This is a genomic window from Dactylosporangium sp. NPDC005555 (assembly GCF_040605635.1).
Classification (GTDB): Bacteria; Actinomycetota; Actinomycetes; order Mycobacteriales; family Micromonosporaceae; genus Dactylosporangium.
On record NZ_JBEXDG010000023.1, the window covers coordinates 54024 to 76357 of the forward strand.

20 protein-coding genes are annotated in these 22334 nt (G+C 71.1%); 12 read left to right on the plus strand and 8 right to left on the minus strand.

Annotated features, from left to right (window positions below; genetic code table 11):
• The first annotated feature begins 62 nt into the window (after nucleotides 1-62).
• Both ABZS58_RS25495 and ABZS58_RS25500 read left to right on the plus strand, forming a co-directional pair.
• On the plus strand, nucleotides 63-4442 hold the full coding sequence (locus ABZS58_RS25495) for a HAMP domain-containing protein (RefSeq protein ID WP_354785513.1): 4380 nt from the start codon (nucleotides 63-65) through the stop codon (nucleotides 4440-4442).
• 33 nt (nucleotides 4443-4475) lie between these two features.
• A complete protein-coding gene (locus ABZS58_RS25500) occupies nucleotides 4476-5075 on the plus strand; it encodes a response regulator (protein ID WP_354785515.1) in 600 nt (199 codons plus the stop codon).
• On the opposite strand, the gene ABZS58_RS25505 is transcribed toward ABZS58_RS25500, so the two are convergent.
• Nucleotides 5041-5370: an STAS domain-containing protein gene (locus ABZS58_RS25505; RefSeq protein WP_354785517.1), complete on the minus strand. Its 330-nt coding sequence runs from the start codon at nucleotides 5368-5370 to the stop codon at nucleotides 5041-5043. The two genes, ABZS58_RS25500 and ABZS58_RS25505, sit on opposite strands and share 35 nt — an antisense overlap.
• Before the next feature lie 101 nt (nucleotides 5371-5471).
• On the opposite strand from ABZS58_RS25505, the gene hemL reads away from it, so the two are divergent.
• The 6 genes from hemL to ccsB are packed head-to-tail and all read left to right on the plus strand — an operon-like array spanning nucleotide 5472 to nucleotide 11294.
• A complete protein-coding gene (gene hemL / locus ABZS58_RS25510; RefSeq protein WP_354785519.1) occupies nucleotides 5472-6812 on the plus strand; it encodes a glutamate-1-semialdehyde 2,1-aminomutase in 1341 nt (446 codons plus the stop codon).
• Between the two features lie 60 nt (nucleotides 6813-6872).
• Nucleotides 6873-7523: a histidine phosphatase family protein gene (locus ABZS58_RS25515; protein WP_354785521.1), complete on the plus strand. Its 651-nt coding sequence runs from the start codon at nucleotides 6873-6875 to the stop codon at nucleotides 7521-7523.
• Nucleotides 7523-8059, plus strand: coding sequence for a TlpA disulfide reductase family protein (locus ABZS58_RS25520; protein WP_354785523.1), 537 nt, complete (start codon nucleotides 7523-7525; stop codon nucleotides 8057-8059). Before ABZS58_RS25515 ends, ABZS58_RS25520 begins: the two co-directional genes overlap by 1 nt.
• Nucleotides 8060-8062: 3 nt before the next feature.
• Nucleotides 8063-8815, plus strand: a complete 753-nt coding sequence (locus tag ABZS58_RS25525) for a cytochrome c biogenesis protein CcdA (RefSeq protein WP_354785525.1) — start codon at nucleotides 8063-8065, stop codon at nucleotides 8813-8815.
• Nucleotides 8815-10365, plus strand: a complete 1551-nt coding sequence (locus ABZS58_RS25530) for a cytochrome c biogenesis protein ResB (RefSeq protein WP_354785527.1) — start codon at nucleotides 8815-8817, stop codon at nucleotides 10363-10365. Before ABZS58_RS25525 ends, ABZS58_RS25530 begins: the two co-directional genes overlap by 1 nt.
• Nucleotides 10365-11294: a c-type cytochrome biogenesis protein CcsB gene (ccsB, locus tag ABZS58_RS25535; protein ID WP_354785529.1), complete on the plus strand. Its 930-nt coding sequence runs from the start codon at nucleotides 10365-10367 to the stop codon at nucleotides 11292-11294. The genes ABZS58_RS25530 and ccsB overlap by 1 nt, the downstream gene beginning before the upstream one ends.
• 920 nt (nucleotides 11295-12214) lie before the next feature.
• Here the strand turns inward: ccsB and mqnP are convergent.
• Together mqnP and ABZS58_RS25545 are read right to left on the minus strand one after the other, a co-directional pair.
• A complete protein-coding gene (gene mqnP, locus ABZS58_RS25540) occupies nucleotides 12215-13117 on the minus strand; it encodes a menaquinone biosynthesis prenyltransferase MqnP (protein WP_354785531.1) in 903 nt (300 codons plus the stop codon).
• A complete protein-coding gene (locus ABZS58_RS25545) occupies nucleotides 13114-14574 on the minus strand; it encodes a menaquinone biosynthesis decarboxylase (protein WP_354785533.1) in 1461 nt (486 codons plus the stop codon). Before ABZS58_RS25545 ends, mqnP begins: the two co-directional genes overlap by 4 nt.
• Before the next feature lie 91 nt (nucleotides 14575-14665).
• Here ABZS58_RS25545 and ABZS58_RS25550 point away from each other — a divergent pair, with 91 nt between their 5' ends.
• The gene (locus ABZS58_RS25550; protein WP_354785655.1) at nucleotides 14666-15298 is read left to right on the plus strand and encodes a UbiX family flavin prenyltransferase; all 633 of its coding nucleotides are present in this window, start codon (nucleotides 14666-14668) and stop codon (nucleotides 15296-15298) included.
• On the opposite strand, the gene ABZS58_RS25555 is transcribed toward ABZS58_RS25550, so the two are convergent.
• Nucleotides 15261-15488: a BldC family transcriptional regulator gene (locus ABZS58_RS25555; RefSeq protein ID WP_033363294.1), complete on the minus strand. Its 228-nt coding sequence runs from the start codon at nucleotides 15486-15488 to the stop codon at nucleotides 15261-15263. The two genes, ABZS58_RS25550 and ABZS58_RS25555, sit on opposite strands and share 38 nt — an antisense overlap.
• 187 nt (nucleotides 15489-15675) lie before the next feature.
• Here ABZS58_RS25555 and ABZS58_RS25560 point away from each other — a divergent pair, with 187 nt between their 5' ends.
• The gene (locus tag ABZS58_RS25560; RefSeq protein ID WP_354785535.1) at nucleotides 15676-16122 is read left to right on the plus strand and encodes an Lrp/AsnC family transcriptional regulator; all 447 of its coding nucleotides are present in this window, start codon (nucleotides 15676-15678) and stop codon (nucleotides 16120-16122) included.
• Here ABZS58_RS25560 and ABZS58_RS25565 read toward each other — a convergent pair.
• The 3 genes from ABZS58_RS25565 to ABZS58_RS25575 all read right to left on the minus strand — a co-directional run bounded on the left by ABZS58_RS25565 (nucleotide 16119) and on the right by ABZS58_RS25575 (nucleotide 18442).
• A complete protein-coding gene (locus ABZS58_RS25565) occupies nucleotides 16119-16724 on the minus strand; it encodes a putative glycolipid-binding domain-containing protein (RefSeq protein ID WP_354785537.1) in 606 nt (201 codons plus the stop codon). The genes ABZS58_RS25560 and ABZS58_RS25565 overlap by 4 nt on opposite strands.
• Before the next feature lie 69 nt (nucleotides 16725-16793).
• Nucleotides 16794-18080: a DEAD/DEAH box helicase gene (locus ABZS58_RS25570; protein ID WP_354785657.1), complete on the minus strand. Its 1287-nt coding sequence runs from the start codon at nucleotides 18078-18080 to the stop codon at nucleotides 16794-16796.
• 113 nt (nucleotides 18081-18193) lie between these two features.
• Complete coding sequence (locus tag ABZS58_RS25575) at nucleotides 18194-18442, minus strand: hypothetical protein (protein ID WP_354785539.1); 249 nt, start codon at nucleotides 18440-18442, stop codon at nucleotides 18194-18196.
• A gap of 607 nt (nucleotides 18443-19049) precedes the next feature.
• Between ABZS58_RS25575 and ABZS58_RS25580 the strand changes: the two genes are divergently transcribed.
• Nucleotides 19050-19544, plus strand: coding sequence for a hypothetical protein (locus ABZS58_RS25580; protein WP_354785541.1), 495 nt, complete (start codon nucleotides 19050-19052; stop codon nucleotides 19542-19544).
• Between the two features lie 387 nt (nucleotides 19545-19931).
• On the opposite strand, the gene ABZS58_RS25585 is transcribed toward ABZS58_RS25580, so the two are convergent.
• Nucleotides 19932-20078, minus strand: a complete 147-nt coding sequence (locus ABZS58_RS25585; protein ID WP_354785543.1) for a hypothetical protein — start codon at nucleotides 20076-20078, stop codon at nucleotides 19932-19934.
• 1356 nt (nucleotides 20079-21434) lie between these two features.
• Here ABZS58_RS25585 and ABZS58_RS25590 point away from each other — a divergent pair.
• Complete coding sequence (locus ABZS58_RS25590) at nucleotides 21435-22271, plus strand: hypothetical protein (RefSeq protein ID WP_354785545.1); 837 nt, start codon at nucleotides 21435-21437, stop codon at nucleotides 22269-22271.
• The last annotated feature ends 63 nt before the right edge of the window (nucleotides 22272-22334 follow it).

Here is a 22334-nt window from a genome sequence, read left to right on the forward strand (position 1 = left end):
CAATCCAACCTGGAGACGACGATGGGTGGACACCGCCTGCCCCCGAGACCGGTGGAGACGCTATGACCACAGTCGAAGAAGTCACCCAGAAGAGTCCCGAGACGCTGCTGCTCGAGGAGCTGTCCGCCGGTCTGGACCGGTTGGCGTCCGGCGACCTCAAGTTTCGGCTGAGCCGCCGCGACGGGCTGCCCGGCGAGGTGGTCGAGCGCTTCAACCGGCTCGCCGAGCTCAAGCTGCGGCACACCCGCGAAGTGATGCGGATCAGCCGGGTCGTCGGCCGCGAGGGCCGCATGACCGAGCGCCTCGACGAGGAGGGCTTCGAGGGGGCGTGGCTGGACCGCATCCACGCGGTCAACAGCCTCATCGACGACCTGGGCCGGCCCACCACGGAGATCGCCCGGGTCATCGTCGCCGTCGCCGAGGGCGACCTGTCGCAGCAGCTGGCGCTGGAGATCGACGGCCGCCCGCTGCGCGGTGAGTTCCTCACCATCGGCCGCACCGTCAACACGATGGTCGACCAGCTGTCGTCGTTCGCCGACGAGGTCACCCGGGTGGCCCGCGAGGTCGGCACGGAGGGCAAGCTCGGCGGCCAGGCGCAGGTCACCGGCGTCGCCGGCACCTGGCGCGACCTCACCGACTCGGTCAACTCGATGGCCGCCAACCTCACCGGCCAGGTCCGGTCGATCTCCACCGCGGCGACGGCGCTGGCCCGCGGCGACCTGTCGCAGAAGATCACGGTGACGGCCAAGGGCGAGGTCGCCGAGCTCGCCGAGACGATCAACTCGCTCGTCGACACGCTGCGGATCTTCGCCGAGCAGGTGACCCGGGTGGCCCGCGAGGTCGGCACGGAGGGCAAGCTCGGCGGCCAGGCCGACGTGCCGGGCGTGGCCGGCACCTGGAAGGACCTCACCGACAACGTCAACTCGATGGCGTCCAGCCTCACCGGCCAGGTCCGCAACATCGCCCAGGTCGCCACCGCCGTGGCGCGGGGCGACCTGTCGCAGAAGATCACCGTTGTCGCGCAGGGCGAGATCCTGGAGCTCAAGGACACCGTCAACACGATGGTGGACCAGCTGTCGTCGTTCGCCGACGAGGTGACGCGTGTGGCCCGTGAGGTCGGCACTGAGGGGAAGCTCGGTGGTCAGGCGCAGGTGACGGGTGTTGCCGGCACGTGGCGGGACCTGACGGACAACGTGAACTTCATGGCGTCGAACCTGACGTCGCAGGTGCGGAACATCGCGCAGGTCGCGACGGCGGTGGCGCGGGGTGACCTGTCGCAGAAGATCACGGTCGATGCCCGGGGCGAGATCCTGGAGCTGAAGTCGACGGTCAACACGATGGTGGACCAGCTGTCGTCGTTCGCCGACGAGGTGACGCGTGTGGCCCGTGAGGTCGGCACTGAGGGGAAGCTCGGTGGTCAGGCGCAGGTGACGGGTGTTGCCGGCACGTGGCGGGACCTGACGGACAACGTGAACTTCATGGCGTCGAACCTGACGTCGCAGGTGCGGAACATCGCGCAGGTCGCGACGGCGGTGGCGCGGGGTGACCTGTCGCAGAAGATCACGGTCGATGCCCGGGGCGAGATCCTGGAGCTGAAGTCGACGGTCAACACGATGGTGGACCAGCTGTCGTCGTTCGCCGACGAGGTGACCCGTGTGGCCCGTGAGGTCGGCACCGAAGGCAAGCTCGGTGGCCAGGCGCAGGTGCGTGGCGTCGCCGGCACGTGGCGGGACCTCACCGACAACGTCAACTTCATGGCCTCCAACCTCACCGCCCAGGTCCGCAACATCGCGCAGGTCGCCACCGCCGTGGCCCGCGGCGACCTGTCGCAGAAGATCACCGTCGATGCACAGGGCGAGATCCTGGCCCTCAAGTCGACGGTCAACACGATGGTGGACCAGCTGTCGTCGTTCGCCGACGAGGTGACCCGTGTCGCGCGGGAGGTCGGCACCGAAGGCAAGCTCGGCGGCCAGGCCCAGGTCAAGGGCGTCTCCGGCACCTGGCGCGACCTGACGGACAACGTCAACTCGATGGCGTCCAACCTCACCTCCCAGGTCCGCAACATCGCGCAGGTCACCACGGCCGTGGCCCGCGGCGACCTCTCGCAGAAGATCACCGTCGACGCGCACGGCGAGATCCTGGAGCTGAAGTCGACGGTCAACACGATGGTCGACCAGCTGTCCTCCTTCGCCGACGAGGTCACGCGCGTGGCCCGTGAGGTCGGCTCCGAGGGCAAGCTCGGCGGTCAGGCGCAGGTCCGCGGCGTCTCCGGCACCTGGCGCGACCTGACGGAGAATGTCAACCAGCTCGCCTCCACGCTGACCACCCAGCTGCGCGCCATCTCGCAGGTGTCCACCGCCGTGACCCGCGGCGACCTGACCCAGCGGATCGCGGTCGAGGCGCTCGGTGAGGTCGCCGAGCTCAAGGACAACATCAACCAGATGATCGTCACGCTGCGCGAGACGACGAAGAAGAACGCCGAGCAGGGCTGGCTCGACTCCAACCTGGCCCGCGTCGGCGGCCTCCTGCAGGGCCAGCGCGACCTCGGCGAGGTCTGCCGCATGATCATGGCCGAGGTGACGCCGCTGGTCGACGCGCAGATCGGCGCGTTCTTCCTGGCCGGCGCCGACCCTGGGGCTGGCTCTGGGTCCGGCCTGCGGCTGCGCCTGGAGGCGTCCTACGGCTACATGGCGCCCGGCGCCGAGGTCAGCTTCGCGCCCGGCGAGGGGCTGATCGGGCAGGCGTCGCTGTCGCGGCGCGCGATCCGGGTCAGCGCCCCGCGGGACGGCCGGCTCCAGGTCCGCTCCGGGGTCGCCGCGACCCCGCCCGCCGACCTCGTCGTCCTGCCGGTGCTGTTCGAGGGCGAGCCGCTCGGCGTCATCGAGTTCGCCGGTGTCGCCTCGTTCTCCGAGCTGCACCTGGCGTTCCTCGACCGGCTCGTGGTCACCATCGGTGTGGCGCTCAAGACGATCCTCGCCAACCGGCGGACCGAGGAGCTGCTGTCGCAGTCGCAGCGCCTCGCCCTGGAGCTGCAGGACCAGTCGGCCGAGCTGCAGCGCACCAACGCCGAGCTGGAGGAGAAGGCGACGCTGCTGTCGGAGCAGAAGGGCAACATCGAGAAGCAGAACCGCGAGATCGAGATGGCCCGCCTCGGCCTCGAGGAGAAGGCGCAGCAGCTGGCGCAGGCGTCGCAGTACAAGTCGGAGTTCCTCGCCAACATGAGCCACGAGCTGCGCACCCCGCTCAACTCGATGCTGCTGCTGTCCCGGCTGCTCGCCGACAACCCGGACACGAACCTCACCGCGAAGCAGATCGAGTTCGCCGCGACGATCCACAACGCGGGCTCCGACCTGCTCGCGCTCATCGACGACATCCTCGACCTGTCGAAGATCGAGGCCGGTCGCATGGACGTGGAGCCCGGCGAGGTCTCCTTCGACGAGATCCGCTCCTACGTGGAGCAGGCGTTCGCGCCGCAGGCCGAGGACAAGGGGCTGGACTTCACGGTCAGCACCGCCGAGGAGCTGCCGCCCGCGATCGTCACCGACCCGCAGCGGCTCCAGCAGATCCTGCGCAACCTGATCTCCAACGCGGTGAAGTTCACCGAGAAGGGCGCGGTCACGCTGGCCATCAGCGTCGCGACGCCCGACCTGCAGTTCACGTCGCCGACCCTGGCCGGCGCCCGGCGGGTGATCGCGTTCGCGGTCCGCGACACGGGCATCGGCATCTCCAACGACAAGGTCGCCCTGATCTTCGAGGCGTTCCAGCAGGCCGACGGCACCACCAGCCGCAAATACGGTGGCACCGGCCTCGGCCTGTCGATCAGCCGCGAGCTCGCCCGGCTGCTCGGCGGCGCGATCGGGGTCACCTCGGACGTCGGGCGGGGTGCCACCTTCACGCTGTACCTGCCGGACGTCATCGCGACCGAGGTCACCCAGACCATCCACGCGGTGCCGATGCAGCAGCTGCCGCCGGTGCGCAGCCTGCCGCCCGGCCCGGCGATGCTGCGCGCGCTGCCCGCCCCGGAGCGCCGCCCGACCGCGGCCGCGCACCAGCTCGACGGCGCGACCGTGCTCATCGTCGACGACGACGTCCGCAACGTCTTCGCCCTGACCAGTGCCCTGGAGCTGCACGGCATGACGGTGCTGTACGCCGACACCGGCGCCGACGGGGTGCGTGTGCTGTCCGAGCACCCCGGCGTCGACATCGTGCTGATGGACGCGATGATGCCGGACCAGGACGGCAACGAGACGACCCGCGCGATCCGGCGCAACCGGCGCTTCGCGAAGCTGCCGGTGGTGTTCCTGACCGCCAAGGCGATGCCCGGCGATCGCGAGTCGTCACTGGCCGCCGGCGCCAGCGACTACATCACCAAGCCGGTCGATCTCGACGAACTGCTTGACGTGATGGCCGCGTGGGTAAACGGGGAGGGTCGCGCGGTGTAGGTTGATCGATGACGTCAGAAAGGGGCCGCATCCTTGACTGGACCGGACCGGCCGGCGAAGGTGCTGCTCGTCGACGACCGACGCGACAATCTCCTCGCCCTGGAGGCCATCCTGCAGGGGTTGCCGGTCCAGACCGTCGGCGCCGACAGCGGCGAGGACGCCCTCAAGCACCTGCTGGTGGACGACTTCGCCCTGATCCTGCTCGACGCGCAGATGCCGACGATGGACGGCTTCGAGACCGCCCGGCACATCAAGCGCCGCGAGCGGACCCGGCACGTGCCGATCATCTTCCTCACCGCGGCCGACCGTGACTCGCACCTGGCGCTGCGGGGCTATGCCGCCGGTGCCGTCGACTACCTCACGAAGCCGTTCGACCCGTGGGTCCTGCGGGCGAAGGTGTCCGTGTTCGTCGAGCTGTGGACGAAGACTCAGCAGCTCGCGGCGCAGTCCGATCTGGTCCGCGTCCGCGACGGCGAACTGCGGGCCGCGGGCGTCGCCGTCGACGAGGCGACCGCGCTGCTCAAGGCGGGACTCGCCGCCGGCGGTGAGGTCGGCCGCTCCCAGGTGGAGAAGGCGATGGAGACCCTGACCAGGGCGGTCAGGCATGCTCCTGGATCATCAGCGCGCCCCTGAGGCCCGTGATGTCCAGGACCCGGATCAGGAACGCGCCGACATTGACCAGCACCAGATAGCTCTGTGCCATGGTCGCCTTGCGACTGAGCACGACCAGCGTGCCGAGCCCCTGTGAGTCGCAGAACGTCACGCCGGCCATGTCCAGGACCACCCGCGTCGGGGTGTCGCCGCCGAGGATCTCATCGACGGCCGTCGCCAGCCGCTGGACCGTGGACATGTCGATCTCGCCGGCGAGCACCACTACGGTCTCGGTCGGCGCGCGCCGCACGGTCACGGAAAGATCCGGTCGATCCACGCTGACAGCCTAACGTGGACAAGCGCCCGCAGTGGCGTCGGGCACAGGGCGCCCGGGGGCGGTCGGCGCCGTCCTGGGCAGGCTGTCAGAATGGGCAGGCTGTGACAGGTATTGACTCCGTCGGCCTCGGCCCCTATGCGGGTGACGCTCCGGCTTCGCAGGCACTGTTCGACCGCGCTCAAGCCATCGTGCCGGGCGGGGTGAATTCACCTGTCCGGGCGTTCCGCGCGGTCGGTGGCACCCCCAGGTTCATGGTCGGTGGCGAGGGCTGCTGGCTCACGGACGCCGACGGGCGACGCTATGTCGACCTCGTCTGCTCGTGGGGACCGCTGATCCTCGGCCACGCGCACCCCGAGGTGATCGGTGCGATCACCGCCGCGGCCGCGCACGGCACCAGCTTCGGCACCCCGACCCCTGGCGAGGTGGCACTCGGCGAGGAGATCGTCGCGCGCACCCCGGTCGAGCAGGTCCGCCTGGTCAACTCGGGCACTGAGGCCACGATGAGCGCGCTGCGGCTCGCCCGCGGCTTCACCGGCCGGTCCAAGGTGGTCAAGTTCGCCGGCTGCTACCACGGCCACGTCGACGCGCTGCTCGCCGCCGCCGGCTCCGGCGTGGCGACGCTCGCGCTGCCCGACTCGCCCGGTGTCACCGGCGCGGCGGCAGGGGACACCATCGTGCTGCCGTACAACGACATCGCCGCGGTCGAAGCGGCCTTCGCGGCGGAGGGCCAGTCGATCGCCGCCGTCATCACCGAGGCCGCCTGCGGCAACATGGGCGTCGTCGCGCCCCGCGACGGGTTCAACGCGAAGCTCGCCGAGATCGCCCACCGGCACGGCGCGCTGCTCATCCTCGACGAGGTCATGACCGGCTTCCGGGTCAGCTCCGCGGGCTGGGCCGGCCTCGAGCCCGTCGACGCCGACCTGTGGACCTTCGGCAAGGTCATGGGCGGCGGCCTGCCCGCCGCCGCGTTCGGCGGCCGCGCCACGATCATGGCGCAGCTCGCCCCCGCCGGCCCCGTCTACCAGGCAGGCACCCTGTCGGGCAATCCGCTGGCCTGCGCCGCCGGCCTTGCGACCCTGCGCCTCGCGACCCCCGAGGTCTACGCGCAGCTCGACGCGACGGCCGCCACGATCGGCAAGCTGTCCTCCGATGCGTTGGCGGCGGCGGGTGTACCGCACACGCTCGCCACAGCGGGCAGCATGTTCTCGATCTTCTTCACCGCACAGCCGGTGCACGACTACGATGACGCCCGCACCCAGGACGTCGCCGCCTTCAAGGCCTTCTTCCACACGATGCTGTCCCGCGGCGTCTACCTGCCGCCGAGCGCCTACGAGTCGTGGTTCGTCTCCACCGCGATCGGCGCCGAGGCACTGGACGTCATCTCGGCCGCACTGCCGTCCGCCGCGCGCGCCGCGGCCGCCGCATCGGCCGGCCTGTCATGACGGTTGGGGGGCTCTCATGACCGCTGCAGGTCGGCGCCGGAGCGTCGCGGAGGTGGTGGCATGACGACGAAGACGATCGTGCATGTGCTGCGCCACGGCGAGGTGCACAACCCGGAGAAGGTCCTCTACGGCCGCCTCCCCGGCTACCGGCTCTCCGAGCTCGGCGTGCAGATGGCCAAGGCCGCCGCCCAGGCCGTCGCGGTGAAGGACATCACCTACGTGGTGGCCAGCCCGCTGGAGCGCGCCCAGCAGACCGCGTCGCCGATCGCCGAGCAGTTCGGGCTGTCGACCGCCGTCGACGAGCGGCTCATCGAGAGCGGCAACTTCTTCGAGGGCAAGCGGGTCGGCGCCGGCGACGGGGCGCTGCGCGACCCGCGCAACTGGTGGGTGCTGCGCGACCCGGTGACCCCGTCGTGGGGCGAGCCCTACACGGCGATCGCCTCGCGCATGTTCGCCGCGCTGATGGCCGCCAGGGAGGCCGCCGAGGGCCATCAGGCCGTGTGCGTGTCGCACCAGCTGCCGATCTGGACGCTGCGCCGGCACGTCGAGCGCAAGCGGCTCTGGCACGACCCCCGCAAGCGCGAGTGCAACCTCGCCAGTTACACCAGCTTCCACTTCGAGGACACGAAGATCGTCGGGGTGGCGTACAGCGAACCGGCCGCGCACCTGGTCGCCATGTCGCCGACGGCACGTGACGCGAAGGGCGCCTGATGTTGTACCGGTTCTTAGGGGCTTTCGTCGCCCTTGCCCTGCTGGCCGCCTGCGACAGCGCCACCCCGCAGAACGCCCTCGGCAGCCGCAAGATCTCCGTCTCGGACCGGGTCGCCGCGCCCGCGGTGCGCGGCGACTACATGGACATCGCCGGCTCGTTCGACCTCGCCGCGCAAAAAGGCAAGGTCGTCGTGGTCAACTTCTGGGCGTCGTACTGCGCGCCGTGCCGCACCGAGGCTCCGGAGCTGGAGAAGGTGTACGCCGCGACTCGCGCCGACGGGGTCTTCTTCGTCGGCGTCAACGTGCACGACCAGCGCGACCCGGCCAAGGCGTTCCTCGCCGACATCAAGCCGACGTACGGCAGCATCTTCGACCCCTCCGCGTCGATCGCGCAGGAGTTCGCGGTGCCGCCCAACTCGATCCCGGCGACCCTCGTCATCGACCGCGCCGGCCGGATCGCCGCCGTGATCCGTATGCAGGTCGACCAGAAGCTCCTTGAGCCGATCGTGCGCGACCTGCTCGCCGAGCAGGCCTGACCGATGCTGCTCGCCGGCGTCTTCGACTTCGCCACCAGCGGACCGCTGGTGGGTGCGGTCGCGGTCGCCGTCCTCGCCGGGCTGGCCAGCTTCCTGTCGCCGTGCATCCTGCCGCTGGTGCCCGGCTACCTCTCCTACGTCACCGGCCTGGCGGGCGCCGACCTCGACTCCGGGCAGCGCCGCGGCCGGGTCATCGCCGGGATCTCGCTCTTCATCGCCGGGTTCACGGCCGTCTTCGTCACCCTCATCGTCCTGGCCACCAGCGCCGCGATGCAGCTCATGGTCCACCGCCGCACGATCGAGATCGTCGCGGGTGTGATCGTCATCGTCCTCGGTCTGGCCTTCATCGGTCTCGTGCCAGGGCTGGAGCGGCAATGGCGGATCCAGCGGTTACCTGCCGCGGGGCTGGTCGGGGCGCCCGTCTTCGGGGTGGTCTTCGCGCTGTCGTGGGCGCCGTGCACCGGCCCGACGCTCGCCGCGATGATCGCGCTCGGCTCCACCAGCGGCTCCCAGGCCCGGGCGGTGACCCTCGCCGTCGCGTACAGCCTGGGCATCGGCCTGCCGTTCATCGCCGTGGGGCTGGGCTTCCAGCGGCTCATCGGCGTCATCAAGTTCATCCGGCGCAACAGCCGCTGGGTGACCCGCATCGGCGGCGCGCTGCTCGTCCTCGTCGGCGTCGCGCTCATCACCGGCGTCTGGCACGACCTCATGATCGCCCTCACGGCCAACCTCGGGCCCGGATTGGTGCCGCTCTGATGATGCGCTGGATCATCTCCGTGTGCCGGCGCGCGTGGCGCCAGCTCACCTCGATGCGCACCGCGCTGGTGTTGCTGTTCCTGCTGGCCGTGGCCGCGATCCCGGGCTCGGTGCTGCCGCAGCGCAACGTGTCGCCGGAGCAGGTCCGCCAGTATCTGCGGGACAACATCGAATGGGGTCCGACGCTCGACCGGTTCTTCTTCTTCGACGTGTACGCGTCGCCGTGGTTCTCCGCGATCTACATCCTGCTGTTCATCTCGCTCGTGGGCTGCCTGGTGCCCCGCTTCCGGGCGCACTTCGTGGCGATGCTGCGCAAACCGCCGCCCGCTCCCGCGCGATTCTCCCGGCTTCCGGCGTCGTCCGGCGACCTGCCCGTCGCGTCTGCCGCATCGGTTGTTTCCGTTCTGCGGCGCCGCCGGTTCCGGACCGTTGTCCGGGTCACGGGCGATGTCACCGAGATCAGCGCGGAGAAGGGCTACCTGAAGGAGACCGGCAACCTCGTCTTCCACGTCGCGCTGCTGTCGCTGCTGCTCGGGGTCGCCTACGGGTCGTGGTTCGGCTGGCACGGCAACCGGCTGCTGATCCAGGGGCAGGACTTCGCCTTCTGCAACACGCTGCTCAACTACGACGAGCACGCCCTCGGCGCCCAGGTCGGCGAGGGGGACCTGCCGCGCTTCTGCGTCCGGATGGACAAGTTCGCCGCGGCCTACCTCGACAACGGCCAGCCCGTCACCTACAAGGCCGACGTGACCGTCACGCAGAACGGCCGCTCCTCGAAGCACGTCCTGCAGGTCAACGACCCGGTGCGGCTCGACGGTGCCAACGTCTCCCTGCTCGGCCACGGCTACGCGCCGCGGTTGCGCTACACCGACAAGTACGGCAAAACGCACGAGCAGGTGGCCGCGTTCCTGCCCAAGGACGGCATGCTCACCAGCGACGGCGTCGCGACGTTCCCGGACGTGAACCTCAACCCTGCCACCGGTACACGCGACGAGAAAGCCCAGATCGGCTTCTCCGGCGTCTATCTGCCCACACTGCCGTCGGACCCGTCCGTTGCCTCGTCGGCCTTCCCGGCGGAGAACGACCCGCGCCTCATGCTGCAGGCGTACCAGGGTGTCCTCGGCTTCGACGCCGGCGCGCCCCTGTCGGTGTACACGCTCGACCAGCGCCAGATCGACGCCAAGCGCCTCACCAAGTTCGGCGACCCGGTCATGCTCAAGCCCGGCGACAAGGGCACCCTCCCCGACGGCACGACCGTCGAGTTCGTCGGCACCGAGCAGTGGATCAGCATCTCGATCCGGCACGACCCCGGCTCGCCGATCGTCCTGGCCGGCTCCGCCGCGCTGCTGATCGGCCTGCTCGGCTCGCTCACCGGCAAGCGCCGCCGCGTCTTCTTCCGCATCACCCCGACCGGCATGTCCGCGGGCGGCCTGCCCCGCGGCGACTACCCGGGCTTCGCGGAGGAGTTCGCCGCGATCGCCGCCGCGGTGGCCCCTGCCGTGACCGTGCCCGACCAGGTGGCGCAGACTGACGTCAAGGAGGTCGTTTGATGGGTGGATTGTCGAATCAGCTGCTGGTCGTCACGATCTTCAGCTACGTCCTGGCCATGCTGGCGTACGCCGTCGAATACGCCTTCGGCGCGCGAAGCGTGGTCGGCCAGCGGGTCCTGGTCGGCGCCGGCGGCCCTGACGTGGTCTCGGAGATTTCGGACACGGCCTTCCCTGTCGCTCGACGGGCGGGCCTCGCCGCTGTCGGCCTGACCGTCCTCGGTTACCTGGCCCACCTCGGCGCCCTCGTCACCCGCGGCATCGCCGCCGAGCGGGCGCCCTGGGGCAACATGTACGAGTTCGTCATGACCGCCACCCTGGTCGGCGTCTCGGCCTGGCTGGTCGTGCTGGCGAAGTGGCGCAACCTGCGCCACCTGGGCCTCTTCGTCACCCTCGTCGCATCGATCCTGCTCGCGATCGCCGGCATGACGCTGTACGTGCCGGTCGGCCCCCTCGTCCCGGCCCTGCAGTCCTACTGGCTGGTCATCCACGTCGGCGCCGCCTCGATCGCCTCGGGCATCTTCCTCGTCGGCTTCGTCGCCGCCGCCATGCATCTGATCCGCCTCGGCCACGACCAGGGCAAGCGCAACTTCCCGTACAGCCTCGGCGAACGCATCCCCCAGGCCGACGTCCTCGAACGCGTCACCTTCCGCGTCCATGCCTTCGCCTTCCCCATCTGGACCTTCGGCGTCATCGCCGGCGCCATCTGGGCCGAAGCCGCCTGGGGCCGATACTGGAACTGGGACCCCAAAGAGGTCTGGTCGTTCATCGCCTGGGTCGTCTACGCCTGCTACCTCCACGCCCGCTCGACCCCGAGCGTCAGCCGCCGCATCACCTCATGGATCGCCGTCCTCGGCTGGGTCACCATGCTGGTCAACCTCTTCGGCGTCAACCTCGTCGCCAGCGGCCTCCACTCGTACGCCGGCGTCTGACCGCGCTTCGAACCCCGGCGCCCACTCCCCGTGGCCGCCGGGGTTCCCCAAATCCACCCCGACGCCTTGGAACGCTGAGCCGGACTTCGACGACAACCACATCGTCGCAGCGGGCGCCCGTTTTACGGCGGTGCCGAGGTGGGTCGCGCCGCCGCTGAGGTGCGCGCCGAGTTCGCCAGGGGGTTGACGGCGGTGCTGAGGCGGGCCGCAGGTCACGTCCGCCTCGGTGGTGAGCGAGTGATCAGGTGCGCGGGGCTCGGGTCTGGCCGGTGATGGGTTCTCGATGATCCGGAAGAGTTTGTGCTGCTCTGGCGACACAGAGTCTTCCGGATCATGGGAAAATGGCCGGCGCCACTCGCACGCCACCAACGTGGACACGACCGGGCAGCACCAGATCCGGCCATGGCGTGGCGGCCTGAATGCGCAGCTCGTTGACTCAGCAGGCGTTGAGTCGGAAGCCCCGAAGCCCGTCGTGGCGAAGGTTGCGCAGAGTGGCCCACCGGGCGGGACCGAGCCAGCCAGGGCGGCACGGTCGTCAGAAGCGCGTCGACGCGACACGGTCCGGTGCGCGACGTCGGCGAATTCGGCCTTGGCAGCGTCGAGGTGCGCGCCGAGTTCGCCAGGGGGTTGACGGCGGTGCTGAGGTGCGCCGCGCCGCATCCGGCCGTGGCGTGGTGGCCCGTCAGCCTGTCGGTCCTTTCAGCCTGTTGGTCCCTTCAGCCTGTCGGTCCCTTCAGCCTGTCGGTCCCTTCAGCCTGTCGGCCCGGCGAGCCTTGTCGGCCTGGCAGCCCGTTGGGTTGAGCGGCTCGTCATCGTCATTGAGCACCCGGGCAGGCAGTCGGGGCGGAGGCTGCGCAGGCATGGTCAGGGCGACGGCCGACCAGCCTGGCCCGGCCGGCCGTCTGAGGTGGGTGGGCTTGTCAGGGGCGGAGGCCGCCCAGGATGGTCAGGTCGAGGAGGGCGAAAACGAACAGGGCGATGCCCACGAAGCCGTTTGCGGTGAAGAAGGCTCGGTTGACGCGGGACAGGTCGGTGGGGCGGACGATGGCGTGTTCGTAGATGAAGGCGGCGGCGGTGGCGGCGAGGCCGATCCACCAGAGCCAGCCGAGGCCGACGAGCTGGCCGAACCAGACGAACAGGGCGAACGTCACGACGTGGGCGGCGGTGGAGAGGTGGAGGGCGAAGGGGATGCCGTAGCGGGAGGGGACGGAGTGGACGCCGATCTCGCGGTCGACGGTGGCGTCCTGGCAGGCGTAGATGAGGTCGAAGCCGCCGATCCACAGGCCGACCGCGGCGCCGAGGACCCAGGCGGGGCCGGAGCCGTGCAGGTCGCCCGTGACGGCGAGCCAGGCGCCGACCGGGCCGACCATCTGGGCGAGGCCGAGCAGGGCGTGGGGCCAGTTGGTGAAGCGCTTGCCATACGGATAGAGGACCAGCGGCACGACGGCGAGCGGGGCGAGGGCCAGGCAGAGCCAGTTGAGCAGGGCGGCGGCGCCGAGGAACACGACCAGGGCCACGGCGGCGCCGGTCCAGGCGGTGCGGACGCTGACGGCGCCGGTGACGAGCTCGCGCTGGGAGGTGCGTGGGTTGCGGGCGTCGATGTGGCGGTCGATGATCCGGTTGGCGGCCATGGCGAACGTGCGGGCGCCGACCATGGCGATCGTCACCAGGAGCAGGTCGGTCCAGTTGACGTGGCCACCGTGGATGGTCATGGCGGTCAGCGCCGACAGGTAGGCGAACGGCAGCGCGAACACCGAGTGCTCGATCGCGACGAGCCGCAGGAATGCCTTGACCCGGCTCGGGGGTGCCTCAGCGAGCGTCACTTGAATCCATACTCTCTCCAGCGCTTGTCGACCCGCGCCACAACCTCGGGGGACATGATCATCTCTTCCGGCCAGCCGCGATGGTAGCCCTCGCTCGGGCCCTTGCGGGTCGCGTCGAGGCCGGCCTTGCCGCCCCAGAACTGCTGATAGGACGAGTGGTCGAGATGGTCGACCGGGCCTTCGGTGATCAGCAGGTCGTGCTTGTAGTCGACGTTGCCGAAGGCGCGGAAGGCGACCTCCGCATAGTCGTGCACGTCGCAGTCCTCGTCGACGACCACGATGAGCTTCGACAGCGACAGCAGGTGGGCGCCCCAGATGGCGCTCATCACCTTCTGCGCGTGCTTCGGATAGCGCTTGCGGATCGACACGATCACGCAGTTGTGGAAGACGCCGGCGGCGGGCAGGTCGTAGTCCACGATGTCGGGGATCATGATTTTCAGCAGGGGCAGGAAGATGCGCTCGGTCGCCTTGCCGAGGCCGAGGTCCTCCTGCGGCGGCTTCGACGTGATGATCGAGTGGTAGATCGGCTGCTTGCGGGTCGTCATGCACTCGATGTGCAGCACCGGGAAGTCCTCGACGGGCGTGTAGAACCCGGTGTGGTCGCCGAACGGGCCCTCGGGCAGGCGCTCGCCGGGCTCCAGATAGCCCTCGAGCACGATCTGCGCATTGGCCGGCACCTGCAGCGGCACGGTCAGGCAGTCGACCATCTCGACCCGCTCGCCGCGCAGGAACCCGGCGAACAGGTATTCGTCGATGTCGGACGGCAGCGGGGCGCTCGCCGAATAGGAGACGACCGGGTCGGCGCCGATGGCGATCGCCACCGGCAGGCGCTGACCGAGCCGCTCGGCCACCGCGTGGTGTGCGGTCGAGTCCTTGTGGATCTGCCAGTGCATGCCGAGCGTGTTGTGGCTGTGCTGCTGCAGGCGATAGAGCCCGAGATTGCGCTTGCCGGTCTCAGGGTGCTTGGTGTGGGTGAGGCCGAAGTTGTGGTAGATCCCGCCGTCGTCGGGCCAGATCTGCAGGCCCGGGAGCCGGTTGAGGTCGACCTGGTCGCCCTTGTAGACAACCTCCTGACACGGGGCGGTCTTCACGTGCTTCGGGGGCACGGCCTTGAGCTGGAGCAGCTTGCCGATGCCGTCGCGGATGCCCGCCCAGCCGACCGGGAGCTCCGGCTTGACCAACGCCCCGATGCGCTCGCCGACCTCGTCGAGGTGGGAGACGCCGAGCGCCATCGCCATGCGCCGCTCGGTGCCGAACAGGTTGATCGCGACCGGCATGTCGCCGCGCGTCGGCTTGTCGAACACCAGCGCGGGGCCGCCCGCCCGGACGGTCCGCGTGACGACCTCGCTGATCTCCAGGTGCGGGTCGACCGGCGCGGTCACGCGATGCAGCTCACCCGCCCGCTGGAGGGCGGCGAGGAACTCGTTGAGGTCTGCATATGGAAAGCCGCGTGCCATGTACCCATCCTGCCAACCCGGTATGACACTTTCCCGCGCGGGCCGGTCAGATGAGGCGCAGCTCAAAGAACGTGGCAGAGTTGACCGCGTGGTGGATCAGCGCAGGCCCTGGGTCGTCGGAGTTTCCGGGGCGTCGGGCACGCCATATGCGGCCGCGGTGATCCGAGCACTGTTCGATGCGGGCGAAGCCGTCGACCTGGTCGTGTCACGCGCCGCCCGGCTGACGATCCTCGACGAGACCGGCGTCGCCTTCCGGGATGCCCACTGGAAAGACGATCTTGCCGAGTGGCTGGAAGCGCCAATCGGCGGAGCGGACGTGACCTACTGGCCCGCCGGTGACCTTGCCGCCGGTCCGAGCAGCGGCTCGTATCAGGTCAAGGGCATGCTCATCGTGCCGGCGAGCACCGCGGCGTGCGCGGGCATCGCGATCGGGCTCTCCAAGGACCTGCTGCAGCGGGCGGCCGAAGTCAACCTCAAGGAGCGCCGGCCGGTGGTCGTCGTCCCGCGGGAGACCCCGGTGACCCGCAGCCACCTGGAGCACCTCATCGCCCTGCTCGACGCCGGCGCCGTGGTCCTCCCCGCCAGCCCCGGCTTCTACTCGGCCGGGGCGGCGGCCACGGCCGCCCAACTCGTCGACTTCATCGCCGGCAAAGTCCTCGACGCTGCCGGCGTGTCTCACACCTTGTTCACTCGTTGGTCGGGTGAACTCGGCCATTCCCGTTAGAGGTGTCGTCGAGCGCGTCGTCTCCTTCGAGCAGCGCCCGCACCTCGGATTCCCGGAACCGCCGGTGTCCTCCCGGGGTTCGGATGCTGCTGATCCGGCCGGCCGCCGCCCAGCGTGTCACCGTTTTAGGATCCACACGAAACAAGGCAGCGACCTCGCCGGGCGTCAGCAGACGATCTCCCGTCTCCACGGCCCCTCCTTAACCCATGGGTGGCTCGATCGGGCCCGCGCACCCCCATGCGGCAAGCTGAAAGCACGAGTCATCCTGGGATGTACGCCCATTACAGCACCGCTAGCGTGCCGTGTCCGGGAAACGAGGAAATCGCACGTGTTGGGTAATTAGCTGTGCTAAAACGCTGACCATTAGGCTGGACGGGATGGATGCGATCGATCGACAACTCATCGACCTGCTTCGAGACAACGCCCGTCTTCCATATGCGGAGCTGGCCCGGAAGGTCGGCCTGTCGGCGCCGGCCGTGCATGAACGCGTCGGCAAGCTCGAGTCCTCGGGCGTCATCCAGGGCTACCGGGCCGAGGTCCACCCGGAGGCCGTGGGGCTGCCGCTGACCGCCGTCATCGGCATCGTGCACGACAGCAGCGGCGACACCGACGACATCCTCGAGGCGCTGCGCGAGCATCAGGAGATCGAGTCCTGCTACTTCATGGCGGGCGAGGAATCGTTTCTGTGCAAGGCGCGCGTGAAGACGATCGGCGACCTGGAACGGCTCATCATCGACCTCAACCGCGTCAAAGGCGTCGCCCGCACCCGCACCGCGATCGCCCTCTCCACGAAATGGGAAGGCCGGCCTCAAGCCGCGAGCTAAGCCAGCGTCGCCAGCCCCTCATACTCCACGACGTAGCCATCGGCGTTCAGCTCCAGCTCCGCCGTGAAACCCTCCGACGAATAGCGCACCCGTCGGCCGGGCAGCACCTCATACACCTGCTGGAGGGGCAGCACCGCCAAGCTGGGCAGGAGGACCCAGGCCGCCTCGATCGTCGACGTGGTGCCGGGCTCGGCGCGGTGCAGGCCCAGCCGGCGCACCGGCAACGTGTTGGTCAGCGGGGAGTTGTAGAGGTCGACGTCGAGGACGTGATGCAACCGGTCAGGATCCTCGATGCCGGAGAACGGCGCCGTCGGCAGCACCCGCTCCAGGTCGCCCTGCTCGCCGGTGGTGACCCGCCAGCGCCCGGCGGCGCGCTCCATCCGCAGCGTCCGACGCCAGCCCGCTCCCTCGGCCGTCACCTCCAGCCGCGTGCTGGCCCAGCTCTCGTCGGTGTGCAGGTCATAGCGGCAGGAATACAACGCGTTGTCGGCGGCGAAGGCCACACCCTTCGCATAGAGGCCCCGGCGGTCGTCGAGGGTGACGAACTCACCGCCGGTCGTGTCGGTCCGCTGCCAAGCAAACGCCCGAGGAAGCACCGTCATGCATCGAAGTTATCCGACGGGTACGACAAAAAGGCGGTCCGCACCGTTCGCGGACCGCCCTGTCGTCACCTAACGCCGTGGACGACGATCATGTTCGTGACTCGGCCGCCGCGCCGGACGGCCACCGTGCGAAGGAGCGCTGCGTTGGATCCGCACCGGCACACCACTCGGCTGCTGGGCGCCCGTGACCTCGGCCAACGCCGGATCGCCGGCCCGCACCCGCAGCTCGGTCGGGGTGACCCCGGCCTTCGCGAGCAGTGCCGCAGCCCGCCGACGCTGCCGCGGCAGCACCAGCGTCACGACCGTGCCCGCCGCCCCGGCCCGCGCGGTGCGACCGGCGCGGTGCAGGTAGTCCTTCTGGTCCCGCGGGAGATCGACGTGTACGACCAGCGACACATCGTCGATGTGAATCCCACGGGCGGCGACGTCGGTCGCCACGAGCACGTCACACGTGCCCTCTTTGAACTCGGCCAGCGTGCGCGTGCGCACCCGCTGCGTCTTGCCGCCGTGCAGGGCGCCTGCCCGCACGCCGACGGCCGCGAACTGGTCGACCAGTTCGTCGACGGCCATCTGCGTCTTCACGAACAGGATCGTGCGCCCCTTGCGGGCGGCGATCGACGCGGCGATGGCGAACTTGTCATTCGGCGGGACCAGCAGCACGTGATGGTCCATGGAGCCGACCGAGGCCGTCGCAGGCTCGATCGAGTGCGTGACCGGGTCGATCAGGAAGCGGCGGACCAGCGAGTCGACGTCCTTGTCGAGGGTCGCGGAGAAGAGCAGGCGCTGGCCGGTGGCCGGGGTCTGCTGCAGGATCTCCGTGACCTCTGGGAGGAAGCCCATGTCGGCCATCTGGTCGGCCTCGTCGAGCACGGTGATCTCCACCGAGTCGAGCCGGCAGACGCCGCGCTTGATCAGGTCACCGAGGCGGCCGGGCGTCGCGACGAGCACGTCGACCCCCCGCTCGAGCGACCAGATCTGCCGGTCATAGGGCACACCGCCGACGGCGGTCTTGCAGAACAGGCCGAGCGTCTTCGCCAGCGGCGTCAACGCGTCATTGACCTGCATCGCGAGCTCGCGCGTCGGCACCAGGATCAGCGCCTTCGGCGAATGCGGACGGGACCGCCCGCTGACCGCCAGCCGGGCGAGCAGCGGCAGGCCGAAGGCGAGCGTCTTGCCCGAGCCGGTGCGCCCCCTGCCCAGCACGTCACGGCCCGCGAGCACGTCAGGGACGGTCGCGGTCTGGATCGGGAATGGATCGATGATGCCCTGGTTGGCAAGCACACGCACCAACTTGTTGGGCAGTCCTAGGCCAGCGAAACCGGGCCCGGCTTCGGGCTCGTCGGTGGCTTCGAAAATGGAGGGAAACGAACTGGGGTCAGCGAGCAGCAAGGAGCTGGGACCTTCCGATTGGAGACCCTTCAGCTTATCCGATCCCGCCCGCCAACCCCGCGTCGAGGTGTCGCGGTTCACTATTTCTGTGGTACGCCGCTGAACATGTCCTCCATGAACGACTTGGAGAGCGTGACGGCCAGGTAGCCGCCGAGCACGAGCACCACCACGATGACCGCGATGATGACCATGACTTTCAGATTGCTGGACTTGGCCGGCTCATCGTCGTCCTCGTCCTCTTCCTGCGTACCTTGGCTCAAGATGTGCCCGGTCAGTGAGCCGGAGTTCTCCAGAGGGCTGCTGCCGCCGTCGGCCGGGGCTGTTGTCACCGGGGTGACACCTTGCCCGCCATAGACTGTGCCCGCAGAGCCGCGATGGTTCCGTGCCCATGTTCCGTAGCTGTCGGCCGCGGGCGAAGGGCCCGCGTCACTCACCACCTGGGTCTCGTCGGCCGCAGGCGGGGGGATCGCGGGCGGCTGCTGGTGCGCCGGGGGCGCCGGGTTGGCCGGTGCTCCGCTCGACGGGTAGACCGTGCCGGGCGTCCTGTCGCTCTGCGGCCGGTCATCGCGCTCCGGGCCCGCGCCCGACGGCTCCTGGGCTCCCCAGCCGGTCTGGTGCAGCGGGGGCAGCTCGGGCCGGTCGGTCGGCAGGGAGTAGGCCTGCTGCTGCCCCTCACCGGGTGGAGGTGTCCAGCCGGGGGCGGCAGACGCCTCCTCGGCGGGCGCCGAAGGTGCGGCCCAGCCCGGCGCGAACGGAGCCGAGACCGAATCACCCGCCGGCGGGGGCGGTGCCCAACTCGGCGCGGCCTGCCCACCCGGCGCCCAGCTCGGGGGCGAGGAGACCGGCGGCGTCGACTCCGAAGGGCTCGCCGACGGGATCGAGAAGGCGGGCGGCGTCGACACGGGCGGCAATGCGTCCGACGGTGTCGAGGATGGCATGGTGTACGACCCGTGCCCACCCCCCGGCGGCGGCGCAAAAGCCGGCCCCCCTGAAACGGGTGGCATCGAGTCCGACGGCGACGCGGACGGCATGGTGAACGCAGGCGGCGCCGAAGCTGGCGGCGGCGCAAAAGCCGGCCCCCCTGAAACGGGTGGCATCGAGTCCGACGGCGACGCGGACGGCATGGTGAACGCAGGCGGCGCGGAAGCCGGCGGCCCCGAAACCGGTGGCGTCGACTCCGACGGCGACGCGGACGGCATGGTGTACGCCGGGGGCGCCGCGAACGCGGACGCACCGGACACAGGTGCTCCAGACGTCGGCGGCCCGAACGCAGGCGGCGCAGATGCCGGCGGCGCGAACGCAGGACCACCCGCTGACGGCGGTGCGAACGGCGGCGGTGCGAAAGGCGGCGCTGACGTCGGGGGTGCCGACGCCGGCGGCGCGAACGCGGGGCCGCCCGCGGATGGCGGCGCGAACGGCGGCGGTGCGTAAGGCGGCGCCGAGGCCGGGGGAGCCGACATCGGCGGTTCGAACGCGGGGCCGCCGGACGTGGGCGCTCCGGAGGTCGGCGGCGCGAACGCGGGTGGTGCCGAGGCCGGCGGCGCGAACGCTGAGCCACCTGCGGGTGGCGGTGCGAATGCCGGAGGGGCGGAGGCGGGTGCCGGGGGGCCGGAGGCGGGTGCGGTTGAGGCTGGTGGGGCGTACGCGGGTGGGGGCGAAGCCGGCTGGCCCGGCGCCGATGGCCAGGACGGTGCGGGCGGCGTCGAGGACTGGTCACCCGTGTGGCCCGCCTGCTGCCACGCCTGTGGGGCGGCGGGTGATTGCGGAGCTGCGGGCGGGGGCGCCCAGCCCTGGCCGGGCGCGGCTGCCCAACCCTGCTCACCCTGAGGGGCGGCGGGCGGCTGCTGCCAGCTGGGCTGCGCCGGCGCCGGAGGTGCGGCCCGGCCCTGCTGCGCCGGCGGCGTCGACGTGGGTGGTGCGTTCCAGCCCTGAGCGGGCGGCGTCGAGGCCGGAGGTGCGTTCCAACCGGGTGGCGTCGACACCGGTGGAGCCGTCCAGCCCTGCGCGGGCGGCGCGGACGCGGGCGGCGCGGACGCGGGCGGCGCGGACGCGGGCGGCGCGGACGCGGGCGGCGCGGAGGTCGGCGGCGCGGCCCAGCCCTGCCGACCCGGCGCACCTTGCGCAGGCGGTGCGGCCCAGCTCTGCTGACCAGGTGCGCCCGGCTGACCAGGTGCGCCCTGCGCGGGCGGTGCGGCCCAGTTCTGCTGACCAGGTGCACCTTGCGCGGGCGGTGCGGGCGGTGCGGCCCAGCCCTGCTGACCGGGCGCGGGGTGCTGGCCTGGCTGGCTCGGCGCTCCGTACACACCGGGCTGCGGCGGCGTGCCGTACTGGCCGGGGCCCGGCTGACCGGCAGCGGGCTGGCCCGGCGCACCGTACTGGCCCGGCGCACCGTACTGGCCCGGCTGACCCGGAGCGCCGTATTGACCCGGCTGGCCGGGGGCGCCGTAATGGCCCGGAGCAGGGTGCTGCTGACCCGCCGGGCCGTGCTGCGGCGGGGCGCCGTACTGGCCGGGCTGGGGGGTGCCGTACTGGGCCGGTGGCTGGTAGGCAGGCGGCTGGTGGGCGGGCGGTTGTTGGGCGGGGGTGCCGTACAGGCCGGGCGTCGGGTTCTGCTGGGCCGGGGGAGCCTGCCACTGCGGCGGCGCCGCGTGAGGCTGCTGCGGCGCGGTGGGCGGCGGCGCCCACGACGGTCCGGCGGCGGCGGCCTGGCCGGGGTCGGCGGTGCCCCACGGATGCTGGGAGGACGGCGTCGTGTACGGCGTCGGCGGCTGGAACGGGGAACCCGGCTGCGGCCCCGGGAACGGACCCGGCTCGGGCTGCGGCCCCGGACCCGGGAACGGCTGCGGAACCGGACCCGGACCCGGGAACGGCTGCGGAACCGGACCCGGACCCGGGAACGGCTGCGGACCTGGGAACGGGCCCGGCTCGGGCTGCGGACCCGGCCCCGGACCCGGCTGCGGTGCCGGCTCCGGGTCAGGCACGGGCACGGGCGCTGGCGGTGTTGGGGCCGGTGGGTACGGCGTCGGGATCGGCTCAGGCCCAGGCGCCGGCGGGAACGGGGTCGGCTCGGGCGTGGGCACCGGCTCCGGGCTCGGGAACGGCGACGGCTCCGGACTCGGGAACGGCTCGACCGGCGGCGCGGGCTCCTGCTCGCCATCACCCGACGCATCCGCACCGGCAAAGCCCGAGCCCCCGGCACCGGGGACACCGGCACCGGAGCCGTAGAGGCCGGCGCCGGAGCGGCCTGCCTCGGCGCCGCCCGGGGCGGACGTGCCGGGGGCGGCCATGGTGTGCGGGAGGGCCATGGAGGTGCGGTAGACGGTGGGTGTCGCGGTGGCGCGGGCGGCCTGTTCGGCCTCCTCGGCGCTCACCGAGTGGATGCCGGGCACCGAGGCGCTCGCCCGGGCGGCCACCACGGCGGCGGCGAACGTCCCGGCCACCGGCAGCACGACCGGCTCCGAGGCCGGCCCAGACGAGACCGGCGAAGAAGAGACCGGCGACGACGAGACGGGCACGGAGGAGGCCGGATCCGAGGACGCGGGCGCCATCAGCGGCTCAGCCGGCACGTCGACGACCGGGCGGTCGATCGGCGCCAGCAAGGGGTCAGCGGCAGGCGCGGCCTCAGCGACGGGTACAGCCGGAGAAGCGACCTCGCCGGGCCGGCGCTGCACCGAGAACGGGTGCACCACCTGCGGCTCCACGGGATCCGACGAGACCGCCGGATCGGCAGGTGCGCTCCAAGGCCGGGCGAACGCGTCCCACGAGGACTCCGGCAGTTGCCTGGGCGCCCGCGACCGGCTCGGCAGCGGCGGCAGCGGCTCCTCGGCAGCAGGCGCCGGCTCCGCAAAAAGCTCCCCAGGAGAAGCCGCGGAAGAACCCTCGGCAGGGTCCTCGATGGCCGCGGCAGGAGCGCCGAACCCCGAGACCGGCACCGGAGCGAACGGCGGCGCCGCCACGTCGGAGGACACCGGCTCCGAGGGGTGGATTCCCGAGTACGGCGTGGACCCGCCAGGCGGAGGGCCATACGTCTCGGAGACGGAGGCGGAGTCGACGCTCGGCAGCTGGAACGCGGGCGGCCCACCGGAGAGCGCGGCGGCGATCACGTCCGCCTCCGGCTCGGCCCGGCGCCGCGGCCCGTCAGGACCCGGGGCCGGCTGATCGGGCGCCTCGCTCAACCCGCTCGTGCCGCCGGAGCCAGGACCGACGGTGCCGGTCGAGGCG

Coding starts and splice junctions, on each gene's coding strand:
- ABZS58_RS25565 (WP_354785537.1), bottom strand. CDS start 16,724: ATGACGGTGCTTCCTCGGGCGTTTGCTTGGCAGCGGACCGACACGACC.
- ABZS58_RS25520 (WP_354785523.1), top strand. CDS start 7,523: ATGTTGTACCGGTTCTTAGGGGCTTTCGTCGCCCTTGCCCTGCTGGCC.
- ABZS58_RS25560 (WP_354785535.1), top strand. CDS start 15,676: ATGGATGCGATCGATCGACAACTCATCGACCTGCTTCGAGACAACGCC.
- ABZS58_RS25495 (WP_354785513.1), top strand. CDS start 63: ATGACCACAGTCGAAGAAGTCACCCAGAAGAGTCCCGAGACGCTGCTG.
- ABZS58_RS25515 (WP_354785521.1), top strand. CDS start 6,873: ATGACGACGAAGACGATCGTGCATGTGCTGCGCCACGGCGAGGTGCAC.
- ABZS58_RS25530 (WP_354785527.1), top strand. CDS start 8,815: ATGATGCGCTGGATCATCTCCGTGTGCCGGCGCGCGTGGCGCCAGCTC.
- ccsB (WP_354785529.1), top strand. CDS start 10,365: ATGGGTGGATTGTCGAATCAGCTGCTGGTCGTCACGATCTTCAGCTAC.
- ABZS58_RS25525 (WP_354785525.1), top strand. CDS start 8,063: ATGCTGCTCGCCGGCGTCTTCGACTTCGCCACCAGCGGACCGCTGGTG.
- ABZS58_RS25580 (WP_354785541.1), top strand. CDS start 19,050: ATGGTGTACGACCCGTGCCCACCCCCCGGCGGCGGCGCAAAAGCCGGC.
- ABZS58_RS25545 (WP_354785533.1), bottom strand. CDS start 14,574: ATGGCACGCGGCTTTCCATATGCAGACCTCAACGAGTTCCTCGCCGCC.